This is a genomic window from Nitrososphaerota archaeon, assembly GCA_011605775.1.
Classification (GTDB): Archaea; Thermoproteota; Nitrososphaeria; order Nitrososphaerales; family JAAOZN01; genus JAAOZN01.
On record JAAOZN010000101.1, the window covers coordinates 1 to 21143 of the forward strand.

Sequence of the window (21143 nt, forward strand, 5' to 3'; positions counted from 1 at the left end):
ACACCCTTCTCTGTTAGCTTAGCAGAAAACTCTTTCTCAGACTCTTCAGACATCCACACATCTACCTAGCCGTTCCTAGCAGTTTCAAAGCAAATAGGCTTAAAATACTCTTTGGTTACTTGTAAAGAGATGTAGCGAACACTTTGTTTTACAGCACCGCATATTCCCACGCTAATCTTATATAAAGCTGAGCCAACAAATACAACTAATGGGCTTTGTCAGAGTTAAAGGACTATTAGGTAGGAGAAGAGGAGAAGTAGAGGAGGTAACATTTTTAGTCGATACTGGTGCCTTTTACACGACTATTCCTCCTACCTTAGCTAAGAAGCTTGGAATCGAAGCCGTGGAAAAGGATGAACTGAAGTTAGCTGATAATAGAAGCGCCGAAGCTGGGATTACAGTAGCTTACATAAAACTGATGGATAGAGACGGCATTCTTCCGGTAGCGATCATGGACTCGCCTGAGCCGCTGCTTGGCGCTACGGCGTTAGAAGGGCTCGGTCTCAGAGTGGAACCAGCTACTGGGAAACTCGAATACTCAAGACCTTATGGTCCCGCAGTCCTCTAAACTTTTCCAGCAGATAAAACTTATGTCTCTGTGGGTAAAAATCCCCAGCTCTCTCTGGCGATCTGAATAGATATATCTTTAATTAACCTCTTCTAGAAGAGTAGTGGTGTAAGTTGCCAAGCTTCTACACTACAAGAACTGTGAGATGGGAAGACGGTAAAGTCATTTTAATAGATCAGACGAAGCTTCCGAATAAACTCACTTACATAACTTGCACAAAGCCCAAGGAGGTTGTAGAAGCGATCAAAAGTATGCAGATCAGGGGTGCACCAGCCATAGGAGCTGCAGCAGCCTATGCAGTAGCCTTGGCAGCCTACTACACCAAAGCCAAGAATTTGCAAGATTTGCTCAAAGAATTGGAGGAAGCTGGGAGAATGGCTAAGGCGGCAAGACCCACGGCAGCAAACCCAGCTTGGGCGGTTGATAGGGTGCTTGCCAGCGCTAAACAGGCAGAGAACGTTGAAGAAGCTGTTGAAGCCGTCATCAAAGAGGCTGAAAGGATAGCTGAGGAGGATATTGAGGCTTGCAGAAAGATAGGCGAATACGGCTCAACACTTCTGAGAGATGGAGATACTGTTTTAACGCAGTGCAATGCTGGTGCGTTGGCTACTGTAGGCTACGGCACCGCTTTAGGCATCATAAGGGCTGCGTGTGAGAAGGGTAAGTGTATAAAGGTTATAGTGCCTGAAACCAGACCGGCACTACAAGGCGCTCGCTTAACGGCGTATGAGCTGCATAGCGATGGTATAGATGTGCTGCTGATAGCCGACACGGCCGTGGGGTTCGTTATGAAGAGGAAGCTCGTGGATAAGGTAGTGGTAGGCGCTGATCGAATCACCCAAGACGGGCACGTATTCAATAAAATAGGCACCTATCAGATAGCCGTCTTAGCCTCAGAGCACAACATACCCTTCTACGCTGCAGCGCCAACCTCCAGCTTCGACCTAAAGAGTAGAGCCTCAGACGTGGTGATAGAGGAGAGGAGCCCAAATGAAATCGTCAAGATCAAGGGGCTGAGAATAGCGCCTAAAGGGGTGAGGGTCTACAACCCGGTCTTCGACCTAACACCCCCCCAATACATCACAGCAATAGTCACAGAAAAAGGCATCATAAGGCCTCCCTACGAAAGAACCATAAAACACACCTTAGCAAAGACCTAACCGAGAAGAGAAAGGGGGCCCGTGGCCCAGCTTGGATCAAGGCGCCGGCCTTCGGAGCCGGAGAACGTGGGTTCGAATCCCACCGGGCCCGCTAAATTAGGTTCCGAATACTTTGCATAACGTGTAGCCTTAGGATAACTTATACCACGAAAGGTATCTTATCTGATCACCTTTTACAAAATCCGCATTTAATGGGCGTAGACAGCTACTGCTCACTAACAGATATCAAATCGCCTTCCGGGAAAAAGATTGTTCTCAGTTCTGGTTTTCGGATACTATGTTCCAACAAAATCTTCTCAATCAGTGTGATAAAGATTAAGCGGGTCTACACCTTTGTTGAGGAGAGTGACGGTTTTCGCTCTCTCGTGGATAGGCTCTGGCCAAGAGGTCTGTCTAGGAAGAAGGCGAAGATAGATCTCTGGCTACGTGAGGCGGCTCCTAGTGATGGTCTGAGACGCTGGTTTTCACACGACCCCGATAGATGGGCGGAATTTCAAAGAAGGTATTTTGAAGAGTTGCGGGACAAGAAGTACTTGATAGAGCAGATAAAGGCTAGTGAGAGGGAAAGAGGCATAATTACGCTTCTCTATTCAGCTAAGGATGAGAAGCACAATAATGCAGTCGCCTTGCTCAATTTCTTAACATCATCAGACAAATGATTTCTTTTGATCTATCAAGCTTACTCTCTAAAGTGAACCTTTTATTTGGCAATCGCGATTGATTTATACGTTCCAGTAGTTTCCTTATTACCCACCCGATGGTGTATCCTCATAACACAGTTATGCAGTCAGTTTCTGCGGGGCGAAGAATCTTCGATCTAAATGCAAAGTATATGATTCTTATACTTCTGTTCTGCTAGCTTTCTCGTCACTTCTCAAACAAACAACCCAGCAGACATTTAATCCACTAAAAGAATTATAGGAATAGCTAAATACATACCCATCGATCTCATTTCGAGATGAATGTCAAAGGGGTTTCACTTGGATTAACTATCTTAATATTAATCCTGTTCTCTATTCAGATGTACACGTCATCTATATCCAGCAGTCTACACGAATCGTGGCACGAGCATCTTGAGCATGGTCATGAGGAGCTTGCCGAGGAATTCGCAGAAAGGCGTGCGCAGATCTTGCAGATACATGTGATAAGCGGTTTTCTCATAGGAGTACTCGCCATCATCCTAGCGCTTTTAATTATTGTATACTGGAAAGTGTAAGGATCGGCTGCGCCGTCACATCATGAACTCGCCTTCTTCTGTCTTCCATGAATACTTTGTGGCTGATACCTAATATATTAGCTACTGAATTTATACCCAATATATTAGCTATTAAATTTATAGCGGTGGTGTACACAAGCTTGCGATCAACCAAGGTTTTCGTCATACTATGTGTGTTAGTTGTATCTTTTGCATACTTTGGTTATTATCTTAGCTCTGCATCTGCTGACCCCGAAGAAAGATACTTTAATGTGACAGCTAGACAATTTGCGTATGAACCTGGTAGAATCGTAGTCAATAAAGGCGACCACGTTACTATAAGGCTAACATCTGCTGACGTGACACACGGCTTCTACATCCCAGAGCTTGGAGTAAACGAAACAGTCTCCTACGGCGAAGAGAAGATCATACACATAGTTGCGGATAAGGTTGGGAAGTTTAAAATTAGGTGCAGCGTCACCTGCGGACCTCTTCACCCATTTATGGTTGGAGAATTCGTTGTTGAGGAGGGGGGCATCAACCCAGTTTTCCTCGGTTCAACAACCATTGTTATTTTAGCTGGCGTATTAAGCTTCATCATATTTAGTAGGAGGAGGGCTCGGGTTGGGTAACGTCAGGTCTTGGTCACTAAAGAACCTTTTAACATCGCTAATCCTACATCGGAATGAGTTTGATTTAACTGATATCGAATTTTTCCGAAGACTGTTTAAACATCGCGCCTTCCAATGGGCTGTAATTATCCCTAACCTCTTCATCTTCATCATCGTCGTTATAGCTGGGTTTGTAGGAACGCCTGTTGGGAACGCGAATTTCGCTGTTATACTCGTATGGATAGTTTGGTGGTTCGCCCTCATGACTATCCTAACACCTCTATTCTCAAGACTATGGTGTATGATCTGCCCACTACCAGCTTTCGGTGATTGGTTGCAGAGGCGGGGCTTCATAAAGAAACAAGGTGGCTTCAAATTTCTAGGTTTGAATAAACCTTGGCCTGCACCTGTAAAGAACCTCTGGCCTGTAAACTTCATCTTCCTATTCGTAGCAACATTTATCCTCCTCTTAACAACTCGACCTGTCGTTACAAGCATACTTCTACTTACATTGTTTGTTTTAGGAACGGTGCTTGCACTACCCTTCGCAAAGAGGGCTTTCTGCCGATACATATGCCCAGTAGGCGGCTTTCTGGGGCTCTATTCCATGTTCGCATCCTTTGAGTTGAGACCGAAGGATAGAACACTATGCGATCATCACGTAACGAAGGAGTGCATAAGAGGCTCAGACACAAGCTTCGGATGCCCCTGGCTCATATACCCAGGAGGCTTAGAGAGGAACAACTTCTGCGGGCTTTGTATGGAGTGCATTAAAGCCTGCCCATACAATAACCTCGCTGTCAGAATAAGAAGATTCGGCAAAGACCTTCTTGCAAAGACGGGGAGAGCGCTAGATGAGGTGTATAAAGCGCATATTATGCTAGCGCTAGCGGTTATCTACAGAGAGGTGGGCGGACAAATGAAGGATAAAGTAGAGAAGGCTAGATGTGTTGTCGATTGGTCTAGCCTATGGAGGAAGGAGGATTGGTTGGCGGTCTGGCTAGGCTTCATCACCTTATCTGCTGCTGCAGCTGGCGTCATCAAGTGGATACCGAAGATTCAGACTTGGGCTACCGATATAACCGCTGCATTCCCCAGAGGTTCGGAGTACTTTGTTGTGGTCTTGCTTGGGCTCCTAGCTTTGGCAGCGCTGGGTGTGGCGGCTATGGAGGGTAGGGTAAAGCGGTTCATGGCCGGTTTCCCCATCATATTCTTCCTATCATTCTTATCATTCTTATTAGCGGCTCAGCGAACCATCGGCAAAGATTACGGGCTTGAGTTCGCTCTATGGGCGCTGCTTCTCGGTCTACTAGTAAGTAACACGGTAGGTGTACCATCGTGGCTTCAAGCAGCGGCTAAAACCGAGCTATTCATAAAGATCGGTCTTGTGCTATTGGGTGCTGAGATACTCTTCCAAAGGATTCTTGCAGCTGGGGTGTACGGTATGCTTCAGGCGTTGATCGTCGTCACCTTAGTCTTCTACTTCTGCTACTTCATATCTACTAGAGTCTTTAAGATCGATAGGCAGTTCGCCAGCGTATCCATATGCGGTGTGTCTGCTGCCATCGCTGCTGGTGGCGCTGTGAAGGGAGACCCGAAGCAGGTGAGCTACACCATATCCCTCATACTACTGCTAGCGATACCTATGCTCATCTTTATGCCAGCGGCTGCTAAGGCGATAGGGCTTAACGACGCTGTTGCAGGAGCTTGGCTAGGTGGCACGATAGACACCACTCCCGCTGTTGTGGCTGCTGGTGCTCTGTATAGTAAACAGGCGATGGAAGTGGCTTCGATCGTCAAGATGTCGCAGAACGTGCTGATAGGTGTGTGGGCCTTCGCATTAGCCTTATACTTCGCCACCAAAGTTGAGAGAGCAGCCGGGGAAGTGAGACCGAGTCTACTTGAGATATGGTACAGGTTCCCGAAGTTCATCCTAGGCTTCATAGCTTCTTCACTGATATTCTCCCTGCTTCTCACCCCTACGCTAGGTGTGAAGCAGGTAGATGCGACGCTGAGTATCACAAGTAGTTTAAGATCTTGGTGGTTCGCTATGGCCTTCGTATCCATAGGGCTTAACACGAACTTCTTAGAGCTTATCAAGGTCGGAAGGGGGAGGCCGTTCGTAGCATTCAGCGTAGCTCAGCTCTTCAACATAGCCTTAACACTAATCATAGCACACCTAGTCTTCGGAGGCATACTCCTACCCTCGCCGTATTAACCCACTACAATCTATCCAGAGAGGTTTCAAAAACAAGTCCTTGTACCGTTCGCTCAGCGCTCCCATAGGCTCATACTCGTTAGCGAAGCCACCTGTTCTTCGAACCTCCATAACACTAGTGTTAAACACCACATCTATGCAGCAGACGCCACCCAAACAGCCTAACACTGGTTACAGACAGAGAGCTGCTAAGCGTAGCAGAAGCTGAAGACTTGAAAACGCTGTACATCTGCGCATAAAGCCGAACTTTGTGAGCGAAGAGAACCAGCTTTTAAAACTCGTCTTGCAGACTAGCTTGATCCAACCTCTGCCTAAGAGTCCTAACAACTCTATATCTAGGACTTAGAGATCTCATCATTTTAAACATCTCATATCCTTTACTGCTTTCTTTCGCATGGCATTGAAAGTAGCCCGGGGCAGATTCGAACTGCCGTCACCGGCTCCAAAGGCCGGTATTCAAGAGGCTTTTTGCCTTTGCTTGACCGCTACAGTCGGCGCCTTCTTGGCTCCACCGGGCTTCCCGGGCTATGCTGGTGTTTGTTTCGACTGCTTATAACGGTTACTTTGACTTGCTGAGATGATGTTACGATAAGCAGACATATGACAACCAAAGAAAGCGCCAAACACTAAAACCTTATCGTAACATCATCGCTTGCTGAATTCTGCTTCTACGGTTGATGCTATCTTCTCTACTGGGTCCTCCATTCTGCTGAGTATCTTTTTCGCTTTGGCTTCTAGTTGTGCTCTGAGCTTTGTGTCTCTGAGCATTTCTCTGGCGGTCTTGGCTACGGCTTCTGGGCTTCCAGGCTTCAGTATGAGTCCTTGCTCCACAAGATACTCTTCTGTGTATAGTCTGCCTATACGTTGGGCTGAGATCGTTGGCACACCCATTAGGGCGGCTTCTACTGTCATGGTGCCGCCCATGCCTACGAATACATCAACATTCTTTAGGAGTGTTGGTCCGAAGTAAGGCTCCTCTAAAACAATCAACTTAGCCCCGTACCTCCTCTTAAGCGCTTCTCTTTGCATCTGGTTTCTCCCTAAGATGAGTAGATTTGCTTCGATGGCTTCACTAAGAATACTATCTATTACGCTTGTGGTCCACCTTAGGTTGTCTGGGTTTACATAGTAAGCTTGGGACTCCTCCAAGCGTATCGCAACACTCTTCTTGGAGCGATCTAACTGAGTTAACTTAGGTTCGCCTTTAGGCTGGATGTTGCGTTTAAGCCAAGCCGCTGGATCTAATGCTCGATAAACCACAACTCTATCTCTTGGTATGCCGTAGCCCACCCAGATAGATGGCGGGATAACCCAAGGGGTGAAGAGCATCGTTGCCAGCGGTGTTGTAAGCTTAGCAACCTTCTCAGAGTGCGGCGAGTCATTTACGCAGAAGAGCGGTATATTTAACCCGAATGCTACCCTCGCACACTCTGGGGAAGCGAAACAGATCGCTACATTAGGAGCAGCCGCCTCAACGTATCTAGCCAGCTTTAGCACCCTTTCAGCACTTGCCTCTAGCTTACCAGCTAACGTTTCACCGCCGTGTCGCCCAACCGCTTCAGCGTCTAGATCGAGCATTCGTAGAACCGCTTCAGCTTCTGGATACTCTCTACTTGTCAGAATCACCTTATGACCTCTTTTACTTAGTTCGTGTGCTAGGGGTGCGAAGAATAGGGCTTGCTTAGGTGTGAGTATGTCTATCCAGATCTTCACACCACCATAGGCACGCTCTTTCCATAATTAACCTTATCCCACTTCCGCGTGCAAAAGATATTATTATGAGTGAAGTTGCTAATCTGAGTGGGGGCGCCGAGTAGTGGTTGGTGTAGTCGTCTACGGCTTCTCCACAGAAGGCTACCACATCGCTTCCACGCTCGCATCCCAAGGTTTTTCAGTATCGATGGTTGATGAAGAGATGCAGATAGCGACAGAGATCACACCAGCGGTAGCAAAAGCCATACGCGCCCTACCAGACCTAATGGGGAGAGATCAGCTACTCTCCATAAAGCCGGTTGAAGCGGCTTTAAGTGAGGCTGAATACATCTTCTTTGCACCCAAGGTTAGGCGCCACCCTGAAGAAGCTGAAAGCGAAGTAAACTCTAGGCTACGTGAAGTAGCGAAGAATATGATGAAAGGCGCAACGTTGATCTACCACCTACCCTCTGGGTTAGGCGGCTTCGAAGCCATCGTTACGCTTCTTGAGAAGATCAGTGGGCTCACCAGTAGAGAGGGTTTTGAGTATGTTTACGCTCCGCTGAAACCCCGCACAATCGAACCCTACTGCTTAGGGTTTTTGTCCAAACCGAAGAAGAATCTATTCAACCTCTTCTCTAAGCTAGGCTTTAAGCCTGTCACCTTGGGATGCGGGTCTGCTGAGGCTTTGCATGCCTCAAAGATCCTCTCCACCTACTCTACACTTGTTCCTCAGATAGAAGTATGTGGGTTGCTTGAGGGTGCTGAGCGTGTGAAGCTCGGTAGGCTTCTTGGTGGGCGGGACGTGTTTATTGACACGCTCTCATCTCAGATGCTCGATCTGAGACTGATAGCGTCATCCCTACCATCTAAAGAGCCTTTAATGCACCTAGCCTCCAACATCTTGAAGATCGTCGAGGGGTTTACCAAGAGGGTCTTGGATGAGGTAAAGGAGTTGATGAAGAACCTAGAGTTAAAGGCTAGTAAGACGAAGGTGATATTAAACTGGTCGGTTGATAGGTATGAGATGAGGGGAGATAGGTTAGGGGTTCATCAGACTCTGCTGGAGAGGCTAAGAGATTATGTTAGCGACGTTTCAACCACCTCATCAGCACCTTGGGATGAAAGCAGCTCCGAGTTTAAGATCAAGGAGATATTAGCCGAGCCTAGGATTAAACTGATTATTTCGGGTTCACAGACCGACCACGAAGCCCTCTGGGGGAGGCTAACCAAAGAGCATCCGATTGGAGAATACATCTTTATCAAAGCCAACTTGGTCTGCGAAACTCTGAGCACAAAGACATCTAGGCTAGGTGGCGAATATGTGTAGCGTGAAGGTAGGTGTCATAGGTGTAGGCGGCTGGGGTAAGAATCACCTAAGGGTCTTAAATGAATTAGGTTGTTTAGCCGCGTTCTGCGATATAGATCTTGAAAAGGTCAAACGGTATGAGGAGAAGTATCGTGTCAAAGGATATTCTTCTGTCGATGAGATGCTGCAGCGCGAAAGACTTGATGCTGCTGTTATATGCACACCAACAATCACCCACTACGAAATAGCCAAAAAAACCATCTACTCTGGTCTGCATACATTTGTGGAGAAGCCGCTCACCCTATCATCCAAGGAAGGCGAAGAGCTTCTTGAGGTTGCGGAGAAGCAGGGTGTGATCCTAACCTCAGGCTACATCGAGAGGTTTAACCCTGCTGTCACAGCCCTAAAGGAGATTATTGTTTCAGGTCGGTTAGGTGAGCCTCTGCTCCTCGAGTTCCATAGAGAGAGTAAGTGGTTAGGTAATGTTAGGGATGTGGGGATCATCTTGGATACTGCTGTACACGACATCGATACCGCTAGATGGATCTTTAACCTTGAGCCCAAATCCGTCTACGCTAGAACCGGGCATATAATCAGCCCGCATGAGGATTTTGCCGCCATAATACTCGGCTTCGACGAAAAGAAGACGGCGTTCATAGCCTCCAACTGGGTGACCCCGAAGAGGGTTAGGCGCCTCATCACCGTCTGCACAGGGGGCATAGTAACCATAGACTTCATAACCCAAGAGGTTCAAATAGATGATGATAAAGGCACAACCATACCTAGAAGAGAGTGGCGTGAACCTCTCCTCTTGGAGATGCAGCACTTCATAGAATGCATAATAGGGAAGCAGAAGCCAATAGTCACAGCACGCGACGCCATAAACAACACGAAGATAGCCGAAGCAGCCCTAATCTCAAGCAAACACGGCATACCAATCTACCTTGAACTGTAAGAAATAAGTGTCAACCGCGGTAATAAACCATATATTTCGACTGTTAGAATAGTGGTATAGTGATAAAGGAAGCTGCTAGCTGGTTGACAGAACTAAAAGGATTGCAGGAATGGGGGTGTAGGGAAAGTGATAAGTGGCACTGTAACAAGTAAATTTGGGGTATCGAGAAGGGAAGCTCATGACTCTACACCTTTTTATAGTAGGAAGCTTTATGCGAACCTGAAGGTGGATGAAGATATTATTGAGGTTGAGAACCCAATACCTCCTCAAATTCTTGATAAAATCTTATGTAAGGATAGCAGGAAGATGGAAGAAATACCAGCTTCAAGTATCCACCTTATGGTTACATCCCCTCCATATAACGTTGGTAAAGAGTACGATGAAGACCTAGATTTGAAGGCTTACTTAGGTCTTCTTAAAGATGTTTTCTCTGAAACTTATCGTGTGCTAGTAACGGGCGGTAGGGCTTGCATAAACATAGCTAATGTAGGTAGGAAGCCATACATCCCGTATCATAAGTTCATTATAGACGCGATGCTCGATGTAGGCTTCCTTATGAGAGGAGAGGTCATATGGAATAAAGGAGCGGGTGCTGGTACGTCTACCGCTTGGGGTAGTTGGTGCTCACCTTCAAACCCCACTTTGAGAGACACACATGAGTATATTTTGATTTTCTCTAAAGGGAAGTTCTCAAGGAGTGGCGAGGGAAAAGAGAGTACTATAACAAAAGAAGAGTTTTTGGAATACACCAAGAGCGTTTGGGAATTTCCTCCAGAATCTGCAGAAAGGGTGGGGCATCCAGCACCTTTTCCTGTAGAGCTGCCATACAGATGTATTCAGTTATATACGTTCAAGGACGAAGTTGTATTGGATCCGTTTTGTGGTGTAGGAAGTACGTGCGTTGCGGCGTTAAAAGCGGGTAGACACTTTATTGGCTTTGACATAAATCCAGAATATGTAGAAAAAGCTAGGAAAAGGGTAAATGAGTATCTAAAGCAAACTAAACTCTCCACCTTTATGGCCGATTCAGCTACACATACAGTTCCTGAACGTGTATTTAGCAAGAAGATCACGAAAACCGAAGCTAAGAAGTCCTTCATCACACTTCCTGCTGGTCTTAAAGAAGAACTAGGGTTAGTTAGTGGTACTGTCAAGATAAGAGTGAAAGATAAAGTGTTTAATGCAAGGATAGATGCACAGATTCGTCTGTGGTCTCCAATACTTAAGGATTATTTGGGGCTGGAGGAAGGTAAGCTTCTATATCTCAGTAAAGCCAAAGACGGAAGCATAATTGTCAGTTTGTAAACACTTATTCTTCGCGCCAATAATCTATCCATCTCCGGTACGGATCATATTCTACCTTAGCGCGTTGCCAAAATAATTTAACAGATTTTGTGCCTTTATCACTTAAGATCTTTAATAGCGCTTCTTTACTAATTTCTACTCCTCTAGGATTGGTTCCAGCCTTTGGCAATTTCAGATAATTTTCTCTCCCTATAGTATGAAAACCTTTTGTTGGACCTTTGCGGGAATGTAAAATAATCCGCCTATCTTACCCCAGTTGATTTGAACGAGGAGAATATCGTATTTAGGTGAGTAAGACTCAAGGAATTCATGAACTTTCTGGGCATCGACAGTCCACACAACCTTTACTCCACCACTTCCTGTAATAGATTTAATTGAAATAGGTTGCCCAAATAGAATTACGTCGACCTCTGGCTCTGTGATCGGAATTTCAGTTTGGACGTTCTCTCTACCAAATTTATAGATAAGTAATGCAGTAAGTATCTTTTCACGTAATGAACCAACTTCCATTCCTATTTTGCCAGCTCTGGAAGCCTCTAATTCCGCTATTTGAAATAGGTAGGGTAGTTTTCTTTTGATTTTCTTCACAAGTTTCTTATCCTCAAATATTTCAACAAGCCGACTCTTATTGCGCATGTGAACTAAGCCTATTACTGTCTGTCAGTTAAATACCTTTATCTTAGTTGGTAACAATTAGTCCTGAGCTTCCAAAACGAATTCTTAAAAAGGCGTAGATAGAATGGATGGTTGGGTGATGGGTCTTAAAGAGGAAACTGCTCGATATCTTGGCTTGCCCGATAGATAAGCACTACCCGCTCGATCTGATCGAGCTTGTCTCAGAAGGGGATGTCATAAAGGAAGGGGTTCTCTTATGCAGCAAGTGCAAGAGATTCTACCCCATAGTGGATGAGATTCCGGTTATGCTGCCAGATGAGCTCAGAAACAGTGAGGAGGATCTGTCTTTCTTAAAGAAGTGGATGGAGGCGCTGCCTAAAGAGGTGCTCTACGAAGCCAAGCCTTTTCATCTGGAGAAGGGTTAGGTTTCCTTGGCTGGGGTAATTAACTACATTGGGCAGAATGTTAAGTTAGGTAAGAATGTGCGCATATGGCACTTCGTCTATATAGGCGATAATACTGAGATAGGTGATAATGTTAAGATAGGTTCGCTTACGCACATAGACTACAATGTTAAAATTGGTTCTAACACGAAGATCGAGGGTTTGGTCTATATACCCCCTCTTTCAATAATAGGTGAAGGTGTCTTCATAGGGCCTAGGGTTACCCTAACGAACGACCCCTACCCTATGAGTGAGAGGCTAGTGGGTGTTGTGGTCGAAGATAATGCTGTGCTGTGTGCTGGAGCTGTAATAAAGGCTGGTGTGAAGGTAGGTAGGAATAGCGTGGTAGGCATGGGGGCTGTGGTAACTAGAGATGTGCCTCCTGATACAGTAGTATACGGTGTTCCTGCAAAGCCTGTCTATAGTAGAAAGGTGTATGAAGAGAAGAGGCTCAGATGGGTTAAGGGTTTAGCCGTAGATGCGCCTTAGATAACTATATCTCTTCTCAACCAAGCGATCTAATTCAGCGCTTAACCTTCGCTCAAGCTCGCTTTGGCTAGGCGCTAAGCTGGCTAACCTTGTTGAAATTATGTAAGGTCCCTCGGCTACATATGGCGATGTTATTTTAGAGGGAGGGAGTGGTTTCTGCTCAAGCATCGCCCTCAGCACGGCATCTACCTCCTCCACTCGACCCTGAAGCGGCCTTAAACCAAAGGATATCTCATCAGCCAGCTCAGGGTCTTTTTGTAGGGTGGTTTTAAGCGCGTAACCTACGGCTTCATAGGGGTTGATTACTTCCTCTTTTATGAGCCAAAAGTCGCTCCTATGCACAACGCTCGTATTATAATACCCCTTCTTATCTCTACCTAAGAAGATGTGCCAGCCTTCTGGGTCCTCTTCGTACAGTTTTAGTATCTCCAGCTTAGCTTGCCTAGCGCTCTTGATTTCTTCGCTCAACACAACCTACTGTGCTGGTAGCTGATATATGGGTTATTCTCTACAGTGAAGGTAAAGTTAATTTGCTGCTAATCTGTTGAACAGCTTGGGTTGAGTGAGGTCTATCAAGCTCTACAGATGCTTGGCTTGATGCTTCTGATCCTAGGGTTGATCCTTATTACTATACCTTTTTTAGTTAAGTTGTTGCCCTCTTTGGAGAAGATTCCGCCCATAATTCTTTGGGTGTATAGGCACGATGGATTCTACTTCGCAACCTCGCCTCTCTTAATCATCCTCTCTATAATATCGATTATCCTGTTTCTTTTAAGTAGGAGGGCTTAGCAGCCTCTCCTTTTAACCTCGATACTATTATGGATCTTGTTATATGCGGGTCTGCCTTACCTCCACTCGCTTTCATAACAAGGCCTATAAGGTAGTTTACAGCTCTCTCGTTGGTTAGAGCGTCCTTAACTGCCTTTTCATTCTCCTTAAACACCTTATCCACGAAGCCTGCTATCACAGCTTCGTCCTTTATCTTTGATACAGCTGAGAAGAGCTTCTCCTCGATGCTTTCGCCCGTTGCTGCTGCCTTTAAGATAAGCGTCTTTCCTGTCTGCTCATTTATTACCCCTTCTTCAACCGCTTTTACTACCGCTGCGAAGTCTTTGGGCTTTAGCTTGAGTGACGAGGGGTCTAGATCGTTTCGGTTAAGGTAGCCTAGGATGTCGCTTATGATCCAGTTAGCCATCTTCAGTGGGCTTTTGGGATACTCTTTAACGCTGGATTCGAAGAAGTCTGCTAGGGCTTTGTGAGAGGTTAGTATATCAGCGGTTTGAAGCGGTAGGTTGTACTGTTTTATCAGCCTCTCTCTTCTCGCATCTGGCAGCTCTGGTAAAGATGCACGCACTTCCTCTATAAGTTCTTTAGTTATGATATACGGTGGTAGGTCTGCTTCTGGGAAGTATCGGTAGTCCATCTCCTCCTCTTTAACCCTCAGCGAGACGGTCACACCTCTAACATCATCCCAGTGCCTAGTCTCCATACCCTTCTTTGCACCGAGCATCTTCTGCCTCGTTATTTCAAAGCTGAGCGCCTTTTCAACATCCTTAAATGAGCCTATGTTTTTAACCTCAACCCTATAGCCCCCCCTAACCGATATGTTCGCATCACACCTCAACGCTCCCTCCAAGTTACAGTCGCAGACACCCAGATGCTCAAGGATAGATCTAAGCTTCTGTAGGAAGAGCCTAGCTTGCCTCGGGGTTGTTAAGTCTGGCTCGGTCACTATCTCAACCAAAGCAACCCCTGAGCGGTTGTAGTCAATTAATGCGTATGGTGAGGTTGATATAGACCCTTCGTAAACGATCTTAGCCGGATCCTCCTCTAGTTGTATACGCCTTATTCTGACGACCTTATCCTGTAAGCGGATCTGCCCACCTACTGCTAGAGGTTGTCCACCAGCCTTGTCATACTGCGATATCTGAAAGTTCTTCGGCAGATCGGGGTAGAAGTAGTTCTTCCTATAAAATATCATCTTCTCCGAGATCTTGGCGCCTAAAGCTATCGCTATGGCTAATGCTTGCTTAACCGCTTCTTCATTCAGCACAGGTAGGCTGCCTGGTAGACCCATGCAGACTGGACATATGTTTGTGTTGGGCTCTTTGTTGTAGTAGTCTGCTGAGCATCTGCAGAATAGTTTAGTCTTTAGGTTTGTGAGGTGGCAGTGTACCTCTAAGCCTATCTTCACATCTAACTCCTCTTGCTCCTTCAGCACACCTATCGCCTCAAACCATCCTCAACGATTTTCGCAGCTTGGAAGAGTCTTTCTTCGCAGAAGTATGGTGCTATCAGCTGCAGCCCCACTGGTAGCTCACCTTCCCCGTGCACAGGTACAGAGATCGCTGGGTGCCCTGTTAAGTTTGGTGGGACGGTGTTTACATCTATCAGATACATCAGAAGCGGATCCTCCACTCTCTCACCTATCTTAAATGGCGTCGTCGGCATAGTAGGCCCTGCTATCAGATCGTATCTGCTGAAGATCTGCTGAAACTCGGATTTAAGGATGCTCCTAATCTTCTGCGCTTTAAGGTAGTAGACACCATAGTAGCCTGCTGACAGTATGTAGGTGCCGAGCATAATCCTCCGCTTAACCTCTGGTCCAAACCCCCTAGCCCTACATTTTGAGAAGTAGGTGTTCCAATCTCTGAAGCCTGATTTGAGGTGTAGACCATATCTTATGCCGTCGAAGCGGGCTAGGTTCGAGCTGGCCTCAGCCATCGCTACGATGTAGTAGGCTGGTAAAGCGTAATTCAAACTCTTTATTGAAACCTCCTCTACGATAAAGCCATTATCCATAAGCACATCCAGACCACTCCACACTCGCCTTCTAACGGCTTCTTCAATACCCTCTCCGAAGAATTCTTTCGGCACAGCTATCTTAGCGCCCTCCTTAAGGGGAGCGATCTCCTTCGGTCTATCCCTATACGATGTTGAATCCATCGGATCCCAACCAGATATGCATCTATAGAATAGGGCGCAGTCATCCAGGTTGGAGGCGATAGGTCCTATTTGCTCCAAGCTGTTTGCATAAGAGATCAAACCGTATCTACTTACAGCACCATATGTTGGCTTAAGCCCGACCACACCACAAAACGCTGCGGGGCATCTAACCGACCCTCCTGTATCGCTGCCTAACGCTAGAGGAACCATACCCGCAGCCACAGCAGCGCCGCTTCCTCCAGAAGAGCCGCCAGCAACTCTGCTTAAGTCGCAGGGGTTTTTAGTAGGTCCGAAGGCGCTGAACTCGGTTGTGCTACCCATAGCGAACTCATCTGTATTCGTCTTACCAACAATTATAGCACCAGCCTCCTTCAACTTAACCACCACAGTAGCATCATAAGGCGGTATGTAGCCTCTAAGCATCTTAGAGCCGCACGTGGTTTCAATACCTGCTGTTGAGATAACGTCTTTAACTGCAACAGGTACACCACATAAAGGTCCCGCTCCCTCGCCTCTTTTGAGCCTCAAATCGAGCTTCTCAGCATCCGCTAACGCTTGCTTCAAGCAAAGTGTTATGAAAGCGTTAATCTTATCGTCCAATTCCCTAATTCTACTGAGACTCGCTTCTACGACCTCAACAGCAGAGACCTCACCAGACCTAACCATCTCAACAATTCTCCGGGCGTTCTTAAGGTCGATCTTAGCCAACGCGGACACCTAAACTATCCTAGGCGCCTTAATGTATCGCCCCTTTCTGCTAGGCGCAATCTTCAGTATCTCGTCTGCTAAGAAGGGTGCTGGTTCATCGCTTCTAGCAACTCTCTGCATCTCAAGCGGGTGATAAAGCGGTTCCACTCCGCTTGTGTCAACTTCATCGATCTTGCTAAAGTATTCTAATATTCTGCTAAGCTGCTTAGAAATTTCTCTCGCCTCTTTATCTGTTAGATCGATGCGCGTAAGCCAAGCGAGGTGCTTAACCGTGCTTACACCAATCTTACTACGGGGCAAGTAGATCACACTAGGGTGTTAGGTGGCGCTGATCACGGGGGAAGTAGGTAACATCCCTAATGTTTTTCTGCCCTGTTAGGGTCATGAGGAAGCGCTCAAAACCTAAGCCGAAGCCAGCATGAGGAGGCATACCATAGTCGAAGATTTTAAGATGGTAAGCGAAGCTTTTTGGGTTAAGCCCTTTCTCCTTAAGCCTCTTCTCCAAAACCCTTCTACTACTCACTCTAGTGCCGCCTGAAGCTACTTCAAGTGAGCCGAAGATGAGGTCAAAGGACTCACTTAACTTCGGGTACTCCTTCTTCTGAGATATGTAGAAGGGTTTGCTCTGCGTAGGCCAATCTATTATGAAGTAGTATGAGGGGTTCGCCTCAGCCAACTTAGCTAGGGCGGTTGAGCTCAGATCCTCGCCCCACTCAACTTTATGCCCGTGTTCAGCCAAGATCTCTAAGACCTCATCGTAGGTAAACTTTTTGAATGTCTCAGGTAGGTTAGGTTCATACTGTAACGTAGCGAGTTCTTTTGCACACCTAATCTTGACCGCCTCAACCACTTCTCTTATCATGGCCTCAAGCCTATCCATCGCATCCCTATAGTCTACATACGCCTCTTCCACATCGACCGAAATGAATTCGCTCAGATGTTCAAGAGTTCTGGACTGCTCAGCTCTAAATGCTGGACCTATCTCAAAGACCTTCTCAAACGCCATCACCAACTGCTCCTTGTAAAGCTGCGGGCTTTGGGTTAGGAAGGCTTCCTTATCGTAATAGAGTAGAGGAAATAGGGCTGCCCCGCCTTCTGTCGCCGAAGATATTATCTTAGGCGTGTGGACTTCATGATAACCGTTTTTGAGAAGATGCCCTCTAATCGCTTTCAACGCTTCCTGCCTAATCTTAAAGACTGCTTGCGCGGCTGGGCGCCTTAGATCTACAGCACGTATCTCAAGCCTCTTATCCAAACTTGGGAGCCTACGACCATAAAGGGGGATAGGCGAGTTTACAGACGCGAAGCCAAGCACCTTGATCTCCTTAGGTCTTACCTCAACACCGTTAGGTGCCTTAGCTATAGCCTTCAAAACACCCTTCACACCTATGGATGTGTGTGGTGTGAGTGCCTGAACCTTTTTGTAAAGCTCTTCGCCAACCTCGTCTTTCTTCGCAGTTATCTGTATCAAACCATCTTTATCTTTGATTACGATGAAGGTTATATTTCCTTGATGCCTCACGGCGGCTATCCAACCGAAGAGAACACACTCTTGTCCATCTAACTGAGGTGCCAAGTTGCTCGAGTAGTGGGTCCTCCTCCAATCTCCCAACTCATCAAGCCTGATCTCTTGGCTCTTCTTCTGCTTCGCCGCAGCTTGCTTGCTTTCTGATTTCAACTTACTCAACCTAAATCTAATCTACTCATTTACCCACACACCCATATCACTTTAAGCCTTTCCCCTTCTAGCGGTTGCTGTGAAGAAGCTTATATAACGCCGACATCATAACTATACCAGATCCTAGGGTGAGCGAGGCATGCGAACGGGTCTATGTACACTATGCAAGGTTGCGCAGAATTGCCCTGTAACCGCGCCACTGATACTTGTCTTTAAAATCTACTGCAATGACTGCCGCAGCCAAGGTGTCTGCTGCTTGCCTCCTGAAAAGTGCTACCCTTACCCAAAGCCGTTCTGCTTGAGATGTGGGAGTGAAAACGTGATAGTCCTTCAATTCCAAGAAGGCGAAAGATGAGTAAATGTAGTAGGTGCTTTACGGAGTAGGCCTATAATCTAGACATTTATTTCTAGGCAGATATATCCTTGATACCTGAGCGGTTTGGAGGTTGTTGAGCATACGCTGCTGAGTGACTACGACATCTACCTATTCAAACAAGGTAGGCATTATAGGCTCTACGAGAAGCTAGGCTCCCATTTAGTTAGTCTGGGTGGAGAGAGGGGCGTATACTTTGCGGTCTACGCACCTAACGCAAGCGAAGTCTACGTTATAGGCGGCTTCAACTCTTGGCAACCTGAGCATAAACTCTACAAGCGGCAAGATGATTCGGGCATCTGGGAGGGCTTCATACCCAAGGTGGGTGTAGGCGAATTATATAAGTATCGGATAATATCGAGAAGCGGGTATAGTGTAGATAAAGCAGACCCCTACGCCTTCCTCTTTGAAACACCGCCAAAGACGGCATCCATCGTCTGGGACCTAGATTACAAGTGGAGTGATGAAGAATGGATGAATAGTAGGTGGGAGCGTAACTCTCTAGCCTCACCCATATCCATATACGAAGTTCATCTAGGTTCGTGGAGAAGAGGCGAGTGGGGTAGATGGCTGACTTACCGTGAGGTAGCGGAGCAGCTGTGCGCATATGTAAAGGAGATGGGCTTTACACACGTGGAGCTGCTTCCTGTAATGGAGCACCCTTTTTACGGTAGCTGGGGTTATCAGATAACAGGCTACTTCGCTCCTACCAGCAGATATGGGCAGCCGCAGGACTTCATGTATCTGGTTGACAGACTTCACAAAGAGGGGATAGGTGTAATATTAGATTGGGTTCCATCACACTTTCCAACCGATGAACACGGGCTGGTCTACTTTGACGGCACACACCTCTATGAGTATGAGGATTGGAGGAAACGCTATCACCCAGATTGGAACAGCTACATCTTCGACTACGGGAAGAATGAAGTCAGATCATTCCTCATAAGCAGCGCGCTCTTCTGGCTCGATAAATACCACGCAGATGGGCTAAGGATTGATGCGGTAGCCTCCATGCTCTACTTAGACTACTCGCGCAAAGAAGGTGAGTGGATGCCTAATATCTACGGTGGCAAGGAGAATCTTGAGGCGATCTCATTCATAAAGGAGCTGAATGAAGCAGTCTACAGGCACTACCCACACACGCAGACGATAGCCGAGGAGTCAACCGCTTGGCCTATGGTAACCAAACCAACCTATGTTGGGGGTTTGGGGTTTGGGTTAAAGTGGAATATGGGTTGGATGCACGACACGCTCCTCTACTTCTCTAAAGACCCCATATACCGTAAATACCACCACAATCAGATAACGTTCAGCATCTGGTACGCCTTCTCAGAAAACTTCATCCTTCCCCTCTCGCACGATGAAGTGGTCTACGGTAAGGGCTCCCTCCTCGCTAAGATGCCCGGAGACCCTTGGCAGAAGTTCGCAAACCTAAGGCTCCTCTACGCCTACATGTATGCGCACCCAGGGAAGAAGCTGCTGTTTATGGGCGGCGAATTCGCTCAGTGGTCTGAGTGGAACCACGATCGAAGCCTAGATTGGCACCTCCTCAACTACTTTGAGCACCAGGGGGTTCAGAGGCTCGTCAAGGACCTTAACAGAGTCTATCGAAGCGAACCAGCTCTACACAAGCTAGACTTTGATCCACAGGGGTTTGAGTGGATAGACTTCAGCGACTGGGAGCAGAGCGTAATAACCTTCATCAGAAAAGACCCACAATCCAAAACCATAATATTGGTAGTTTCTAACTTCACACCAGTCCCGAGAGAGCGGTATAAGGTCGGTGCACCTAGAGGAGGCTTCTGGAAAGAAATACTCAACACCGATGCCAAAGAGTATGGTGGAAGCGGCTGGGGGAACTTCGGCGGCGTAGAAGCTGGAGAAGAAGCCTACCACGGTCGAAGATACTCCCTCACACTAACACTCCCACCACTCGCCTGCATCTACCTCAAAAACACCCTTTAAGACTAACTCATTCCTCTACACTTAAGATCATAAAGGCAGGCGATCATCTTAAGATAATCCCGTTACCATCCGACCCATTCCAAACATTACACGGCGCATTTAGCGTTAAAAAGCCTTTCGAAGATATGAGGAGAGAAGCAGAGCGCGTCGCTGAAAACGAGGCGAAGAAGGGAAGAGGCTGGAAGAAGAGTGCCACTTTTAGAAAACGATGTAATCTTTGCATACTTAAACGAATACGACCCTAACCATACTGTTGCTGAAAAGAATCAGTTGCTGAAAGCTGTCTAAACTTGTCTGAACGCCTAGTAAAATGATCGCCCATTAGCTTTTGCTACTGATTGGCGCCGGGGGTGGGATTTGAACCCACGAGGCCCGTCGAGGGCCATCGGCTATCTAGCCCATTTTTGGTGATTTGATCTCGAGGCCGACGCATCTTCGGCTTGGTTTCCGCTCTGCCACCCCGGCGTAGGCTTAATATGCAAGATAATATAAGTGGTTTGAGGTTTACGCTGTTGGTTCGCAGATGTGGCATTTCTCCGCGTCTAAGTCTGGTTCTAGCTTTTGGTGTAGGTCGCACATAAGGCGTTTGGCTTTTATGGTTGTGACGGCATCGTTGAACTTCTTCATTAGGGTTACTTGGTCTACCCCTTGTAGTATAGCTTTGACTATTTCATCAGCCAGCTTCTGCGCTTCTTCCGATCCCTCAAGCGAAGCGCCTACTCCCCTAACATCCCTTATGTAGTTGCTTACCGCAGCCTGCGTTATGCCAAGCAACTCAGCCACCTTCTGCTGGGGTAGATGGTAGGTGTTGACCAGCTTCTTAGCTATTAGAGAGCGTAGGGCTGGTATGATCGTCTTCGCTTCTACTTCTGAGGGCAGTAGCAAATTACATCCACCTTCTATTGCTTTGACC

At 46.8% G+C, this 21143-nt stretch carries 20 protein-coding genes, 2 tRNA genes and 1 pseudogene; 14 read left to right on the plus strand and 9 right to left on the minus strand.

Annotated features, from left to right (window positions below; genetic code table 11):
• Positions 1 to 208 precede the first annotated feature (208 nt).
• The 7 genes from HA494_09220 (at position 209) to HA494_09250 (ending at position 5752) form a co-directional block, all read left to right on the plus strand.
• On the plus strand, positions 209 to 568 hold the full coding sequence (locus tag HA494_09220; GenBank protein NHV97945.1) for a hypothetical protein: 360 nt from the start codon (positions 209 to 211) through the stop codon (positions 566 to 568).
• 113 nt (positions 569 to 681) lie between these two features.
• The gene (mtnA, locus tag HA494_09225; GenBank protein NHV97946.1) at positions 682 to 1728 is read left to right on the plus strand and encodes an S-methyl-5-thioribose-1-phosphate isomerase; all 1047 of its coding nucleotides are present in this window, start codon (positions 682 to 684) and stop codon (positions 1726 to 1728) included.
• Positions 1729 to 1743: 15 nt separating this feature from the next.
• Positions 1744 to 1819 (plus strand) — tRNA-Arg (locus tag HA494_09230).
• A 100-nt stretch (positions 1820 to 1919) separates the two neighbouring features.
• Positions 1920 to 2387 (plus strand): DUF488 family protein, encoded by a 468-nt coding sequence (locus tag HA494_09235; protein ID NHV97947.1) that lies wholly within the window; start codon positions 1920 to 1922, stop codon positions 2385 to 2387.
• Between the two features lie 362 nt (positions 2388 to 2749).
• Positions 2750 to 2944, plus strand: coding sequence for a hypothetical protein (locus HA494_09240; GenBank protein ID NHV97948.1), 195 nt, complete (start codon positions 2750 to 2752; stop codon positions 2942 to 2944).
• 140 nt (positions 2945 to 3084) lie between these two features.
• Entirely contained in the window at positions 3085 to 3555 is a 471-nt protein-coding gene (locus tag HA494_09245) for a hypothetical protein (GenBank protein ID NHV97949.1), read from the plus strand.
• A complete protein-coding gene (locus HA494_09250; protein ID NHV97950.1) occupies positions 3548 to 5752 on the plus strand; it encodes a putative sulfate exporter family transporter in 2205 nt (734 codons plus the stop codon). Before HA494_09245 ends, HA494_09250 begins: the two co-directional genes overlap by 8 nt.
• A gap of 645 nt (positions 5753 to 6397) precedes the next feature.
• On the opposite strand, the gene HA494_09255 is transcribed toward HA494_09250, so the two are convergent.
• A complete protein-coding gene (locus HA494_09255; GenBank protein ID NHV97951.1) occupies positions 6398 to 7465 on the minus strand; it encodes a DUF354 domain-containing protein in 1068 nt (355 codons plus the stop codon).
• A gap of 103 nt (positions 7466 to 7568) precedes the next feature.
• On the opposite strand from HA494_09255, the gene HA494_09260 reads away from it, so the two are divergent.
• The 3 genes from HA494_09260 (at position 7569) to HA494_09270 (ending at position 11013) form a co-directional block, all read left to right on the plus strand.
• The gene (locus HA494_09260; protein ID NHV97952.1) at positions 7569 to 8774 is read left to right on the plus strand and encodes a hypothetical protein; all 1206 of its coding nucleotides are present in this window, start codon (positions 7569 to 7571) and stop codon (positions 8772 to 8774) included.
• A gap of 1 nt (position 8775) precedes the next feature.
• Complete coding sequence (locus tag HA494_09265; protein NHV97953.1) at positions 8776 to 9708, plus strand: Gfo/Idh/MocA family oxidoreductase; 933 nt, start codon at positions 8776 to 8778, stop codon at positions 9706 to 9708.
• Positions 9709 to 9834: 126 nt separating this feature from the next.
• A complete protein-coding gene (locus HA494_09270) occupies positions 9835 to 11013 on the plus strand; it encodes a site-specific DNA-methyltransferase (GenBank protein NHV97954.1) in 1179 nt (392 codons plus the stop codon).
• A gap of 4 nt (positions 11014 to 11017) precedes the next feature.
• Here the strand turns inward: HA494_09270 and HA494_09275 are convergent.
• Positions 11018 to 11649: pseudogene (locus HA494_09275) on the minus strand (type II restriction endonuclease subunit R).
• A gap of 137 nt (positions 11650 to 11786) precedes the next feature.
• Here HA494_09275 and HA494_09280 point away from each other — a divergent pair.
• Together HA494_09280 and HA494_09285 are read left to right on the plus strand one after the other, a co-directional pair.
• Positions 11787 to 12053, plus strand: a complete 267-nt coding sequence (locus HA494_09280) for a Trm112 family protein (protein ID NHV97955.1) — start codon at positions 11787 to 11789, stop codon at positions 12051 to 12053.
• An 18-nt stretch (positions 12054 to 12071) separates the two neighbouring features.
• On the plus strand, positions 12072 to 12560 hold the full coding sequence (locus HA494_09285; GenBank protein NHV97956.1) for an N-acetyltransferase: 489 nt from the start codon (positions 12072 to 12074) through the stop codon (positions 12558 to 12560).
• Here HA494_09285 and HA494_09290 read toward each other — a convergent pair.
• The gene (locus HA494_09290) at positions 12540 to 13028 is read right to left on the minus strand and encodes a hypothetical protein (protein NHV97957.1); all 489 of its coding nucleotides are present in this window, start codon (positions 13026 to 13028) and stop codon (positions 12540 to 12542) included. The genes HA494_09285 and HA494_09290 overlap by 21 nt on opposite strands.
• Before the next feature lie 90 nt (positions 13029 to 13118).
• Between HA494_09290 and HA494_09295 the strand changes: the two genes are divergently transcribed.
• The gene (locus HA494_09295; protein NHV97958.1) at positions 13119 to 13349 is read left to right on the plus strand and encodes a hypothetical protein; all 231 of its coding nucleotides are present in this window, start codon (positions 13119 to 13121) and stop codon (positions 13347 to 13349) included.
• Here the strand turns inward: HA494_09295 and gatB are convergent.
• Genes gatB through aspS form a run of 4 tightly spaced genes read right to left on the minus strand, consistent with a single transcriptional unit; the run spans position 13318 to position 17841 of the window.
• Positions 13318 to 14778 carry an Asp-tRNA(Asn)/Glu-tRNA(Gln) amidotransferase subunit GatB gene (gene gatB, locus HA494_09300; protein NHV97959.1) on the minus strand — a complete coding sequence of 487 codons (1461 nt, stop codon included), beginning with the start codon at positions 14776 to 14778 and terminating at the stop codon, positions 13318 to 13320. The two genes, HA494_09295 and gatB, sit on opposite strands and share 32 nt — an antisense overlap.
• Positions 14779 to 14783: 5 nt before the next feature.
• Positions 14784 to 16172 (minus strand): Asp-tRNA(Asn)/Glu-tRNA(Gln) amidotransferase subunit GatA, encoded by a 1389-nt coding sequence (gatA, locus tag HA494_09305; protein ID NHV97960.1) that lies wholly within the window; start codon positions 16170 to 16172, stop codon positions 14784 to 14786.
• Positions 16173 to 16223: 51 nt separating this feature from the next.
• Entirely contained in the window at positions 16224 to 16514 is a 291-nt protein-coding gene (gene gatC, locus HA494_09310; protein ID NHV97961.1) for an Asp-tRNA(Asn)/Glu-tRNA(Gln) amidotransferase subunit GatC, read from the minus strand.
• A gap of 10 nt (positions 16515 to 16524) precedes the next feature.
• Positions 16525 to 17841 (minus strand): aspartate--tRNA(Asn) ligase, encoded by a 1317-nt coding sequence (aspS, locus tag HA494_09315; protein NHV97962.1) that lies wholly within the window; start codon positions 17839 to 17841, stop codon positions 16525 to 16527.
• Positions 17842 to 18322: 481 nt separating this feature from the next.
• Here aspS and glgB point away from each other — a divergent pair, with 481 nt between their 5' ends.
• Positions 18323 to 20230: a 1,4-alpha-glucan branching protein GlgB gene (gene glgB / locus HA494_09320; GenBank protein NHV97963.1), complete on the plus strand. Its 1908-nt coding sequence runs from the start codon at positions 18323 to 18325 to the stop codon at positions 20228 to 20230.
• Positions 20231 to 20569: 339 nt separating this feature from the next.
• Here glgB and HA494_09325 read toward each other — a convergent pair.
• Both HA494_09325 and HA494_09330 read right to left on the minus strand, forming a co-directional pair.
• A tRNA-Ser gene (locus HA494_09325) sits at positions 20570 to 20695 on the minus strand.
• A gap of 39 nt (positions 20696 to 20734) precedes the next feature.
• Positions 20735 to 21115, minus strand: a complete 381-nt coding sequence (locus tag HA494_09330; GenBank protein NHV97964.1) for a hypothetical protein — start codon at positions 21113 to 21115, stop codon at positions 20735 to 20737.
• Between the last annotated feature and the right edge of the window lie 28 nt (positions 21116 to 21143).

What these genes read in the sequence shown, in the direction of transcription:
- gatA (NHV97960.1), bottom strand. Translation starts at nt 16,172, where the DNA reads ATGGTTAGGTCTGGTGAGGTCTCTGCTGTTGAGGTCGTAGAAGCGAGT.
- HA494_09240 (NHV97948.1), top strand. Translation starts at nt 2,750, where the DNA reads ATGTACACGTCATCTATATCCAGCAGTCTACACGAATCGTGGCACGAG.
- HA494_09220 (NHV97945.1), top strand. Translation starts at nt 209, where the DNA reads ATGGGCTTTGTCAGAGTTAAAGGACTATTAGGTAGGAGAAGAGGAGAA.
- HA494_09235 (NHV97947.1), top strand. Translation starts at nt 1,920, where the DNA reads ATGGGCGTAGACAGCTACTGCTCACTAACAGATATCAAATCGCCTTCC.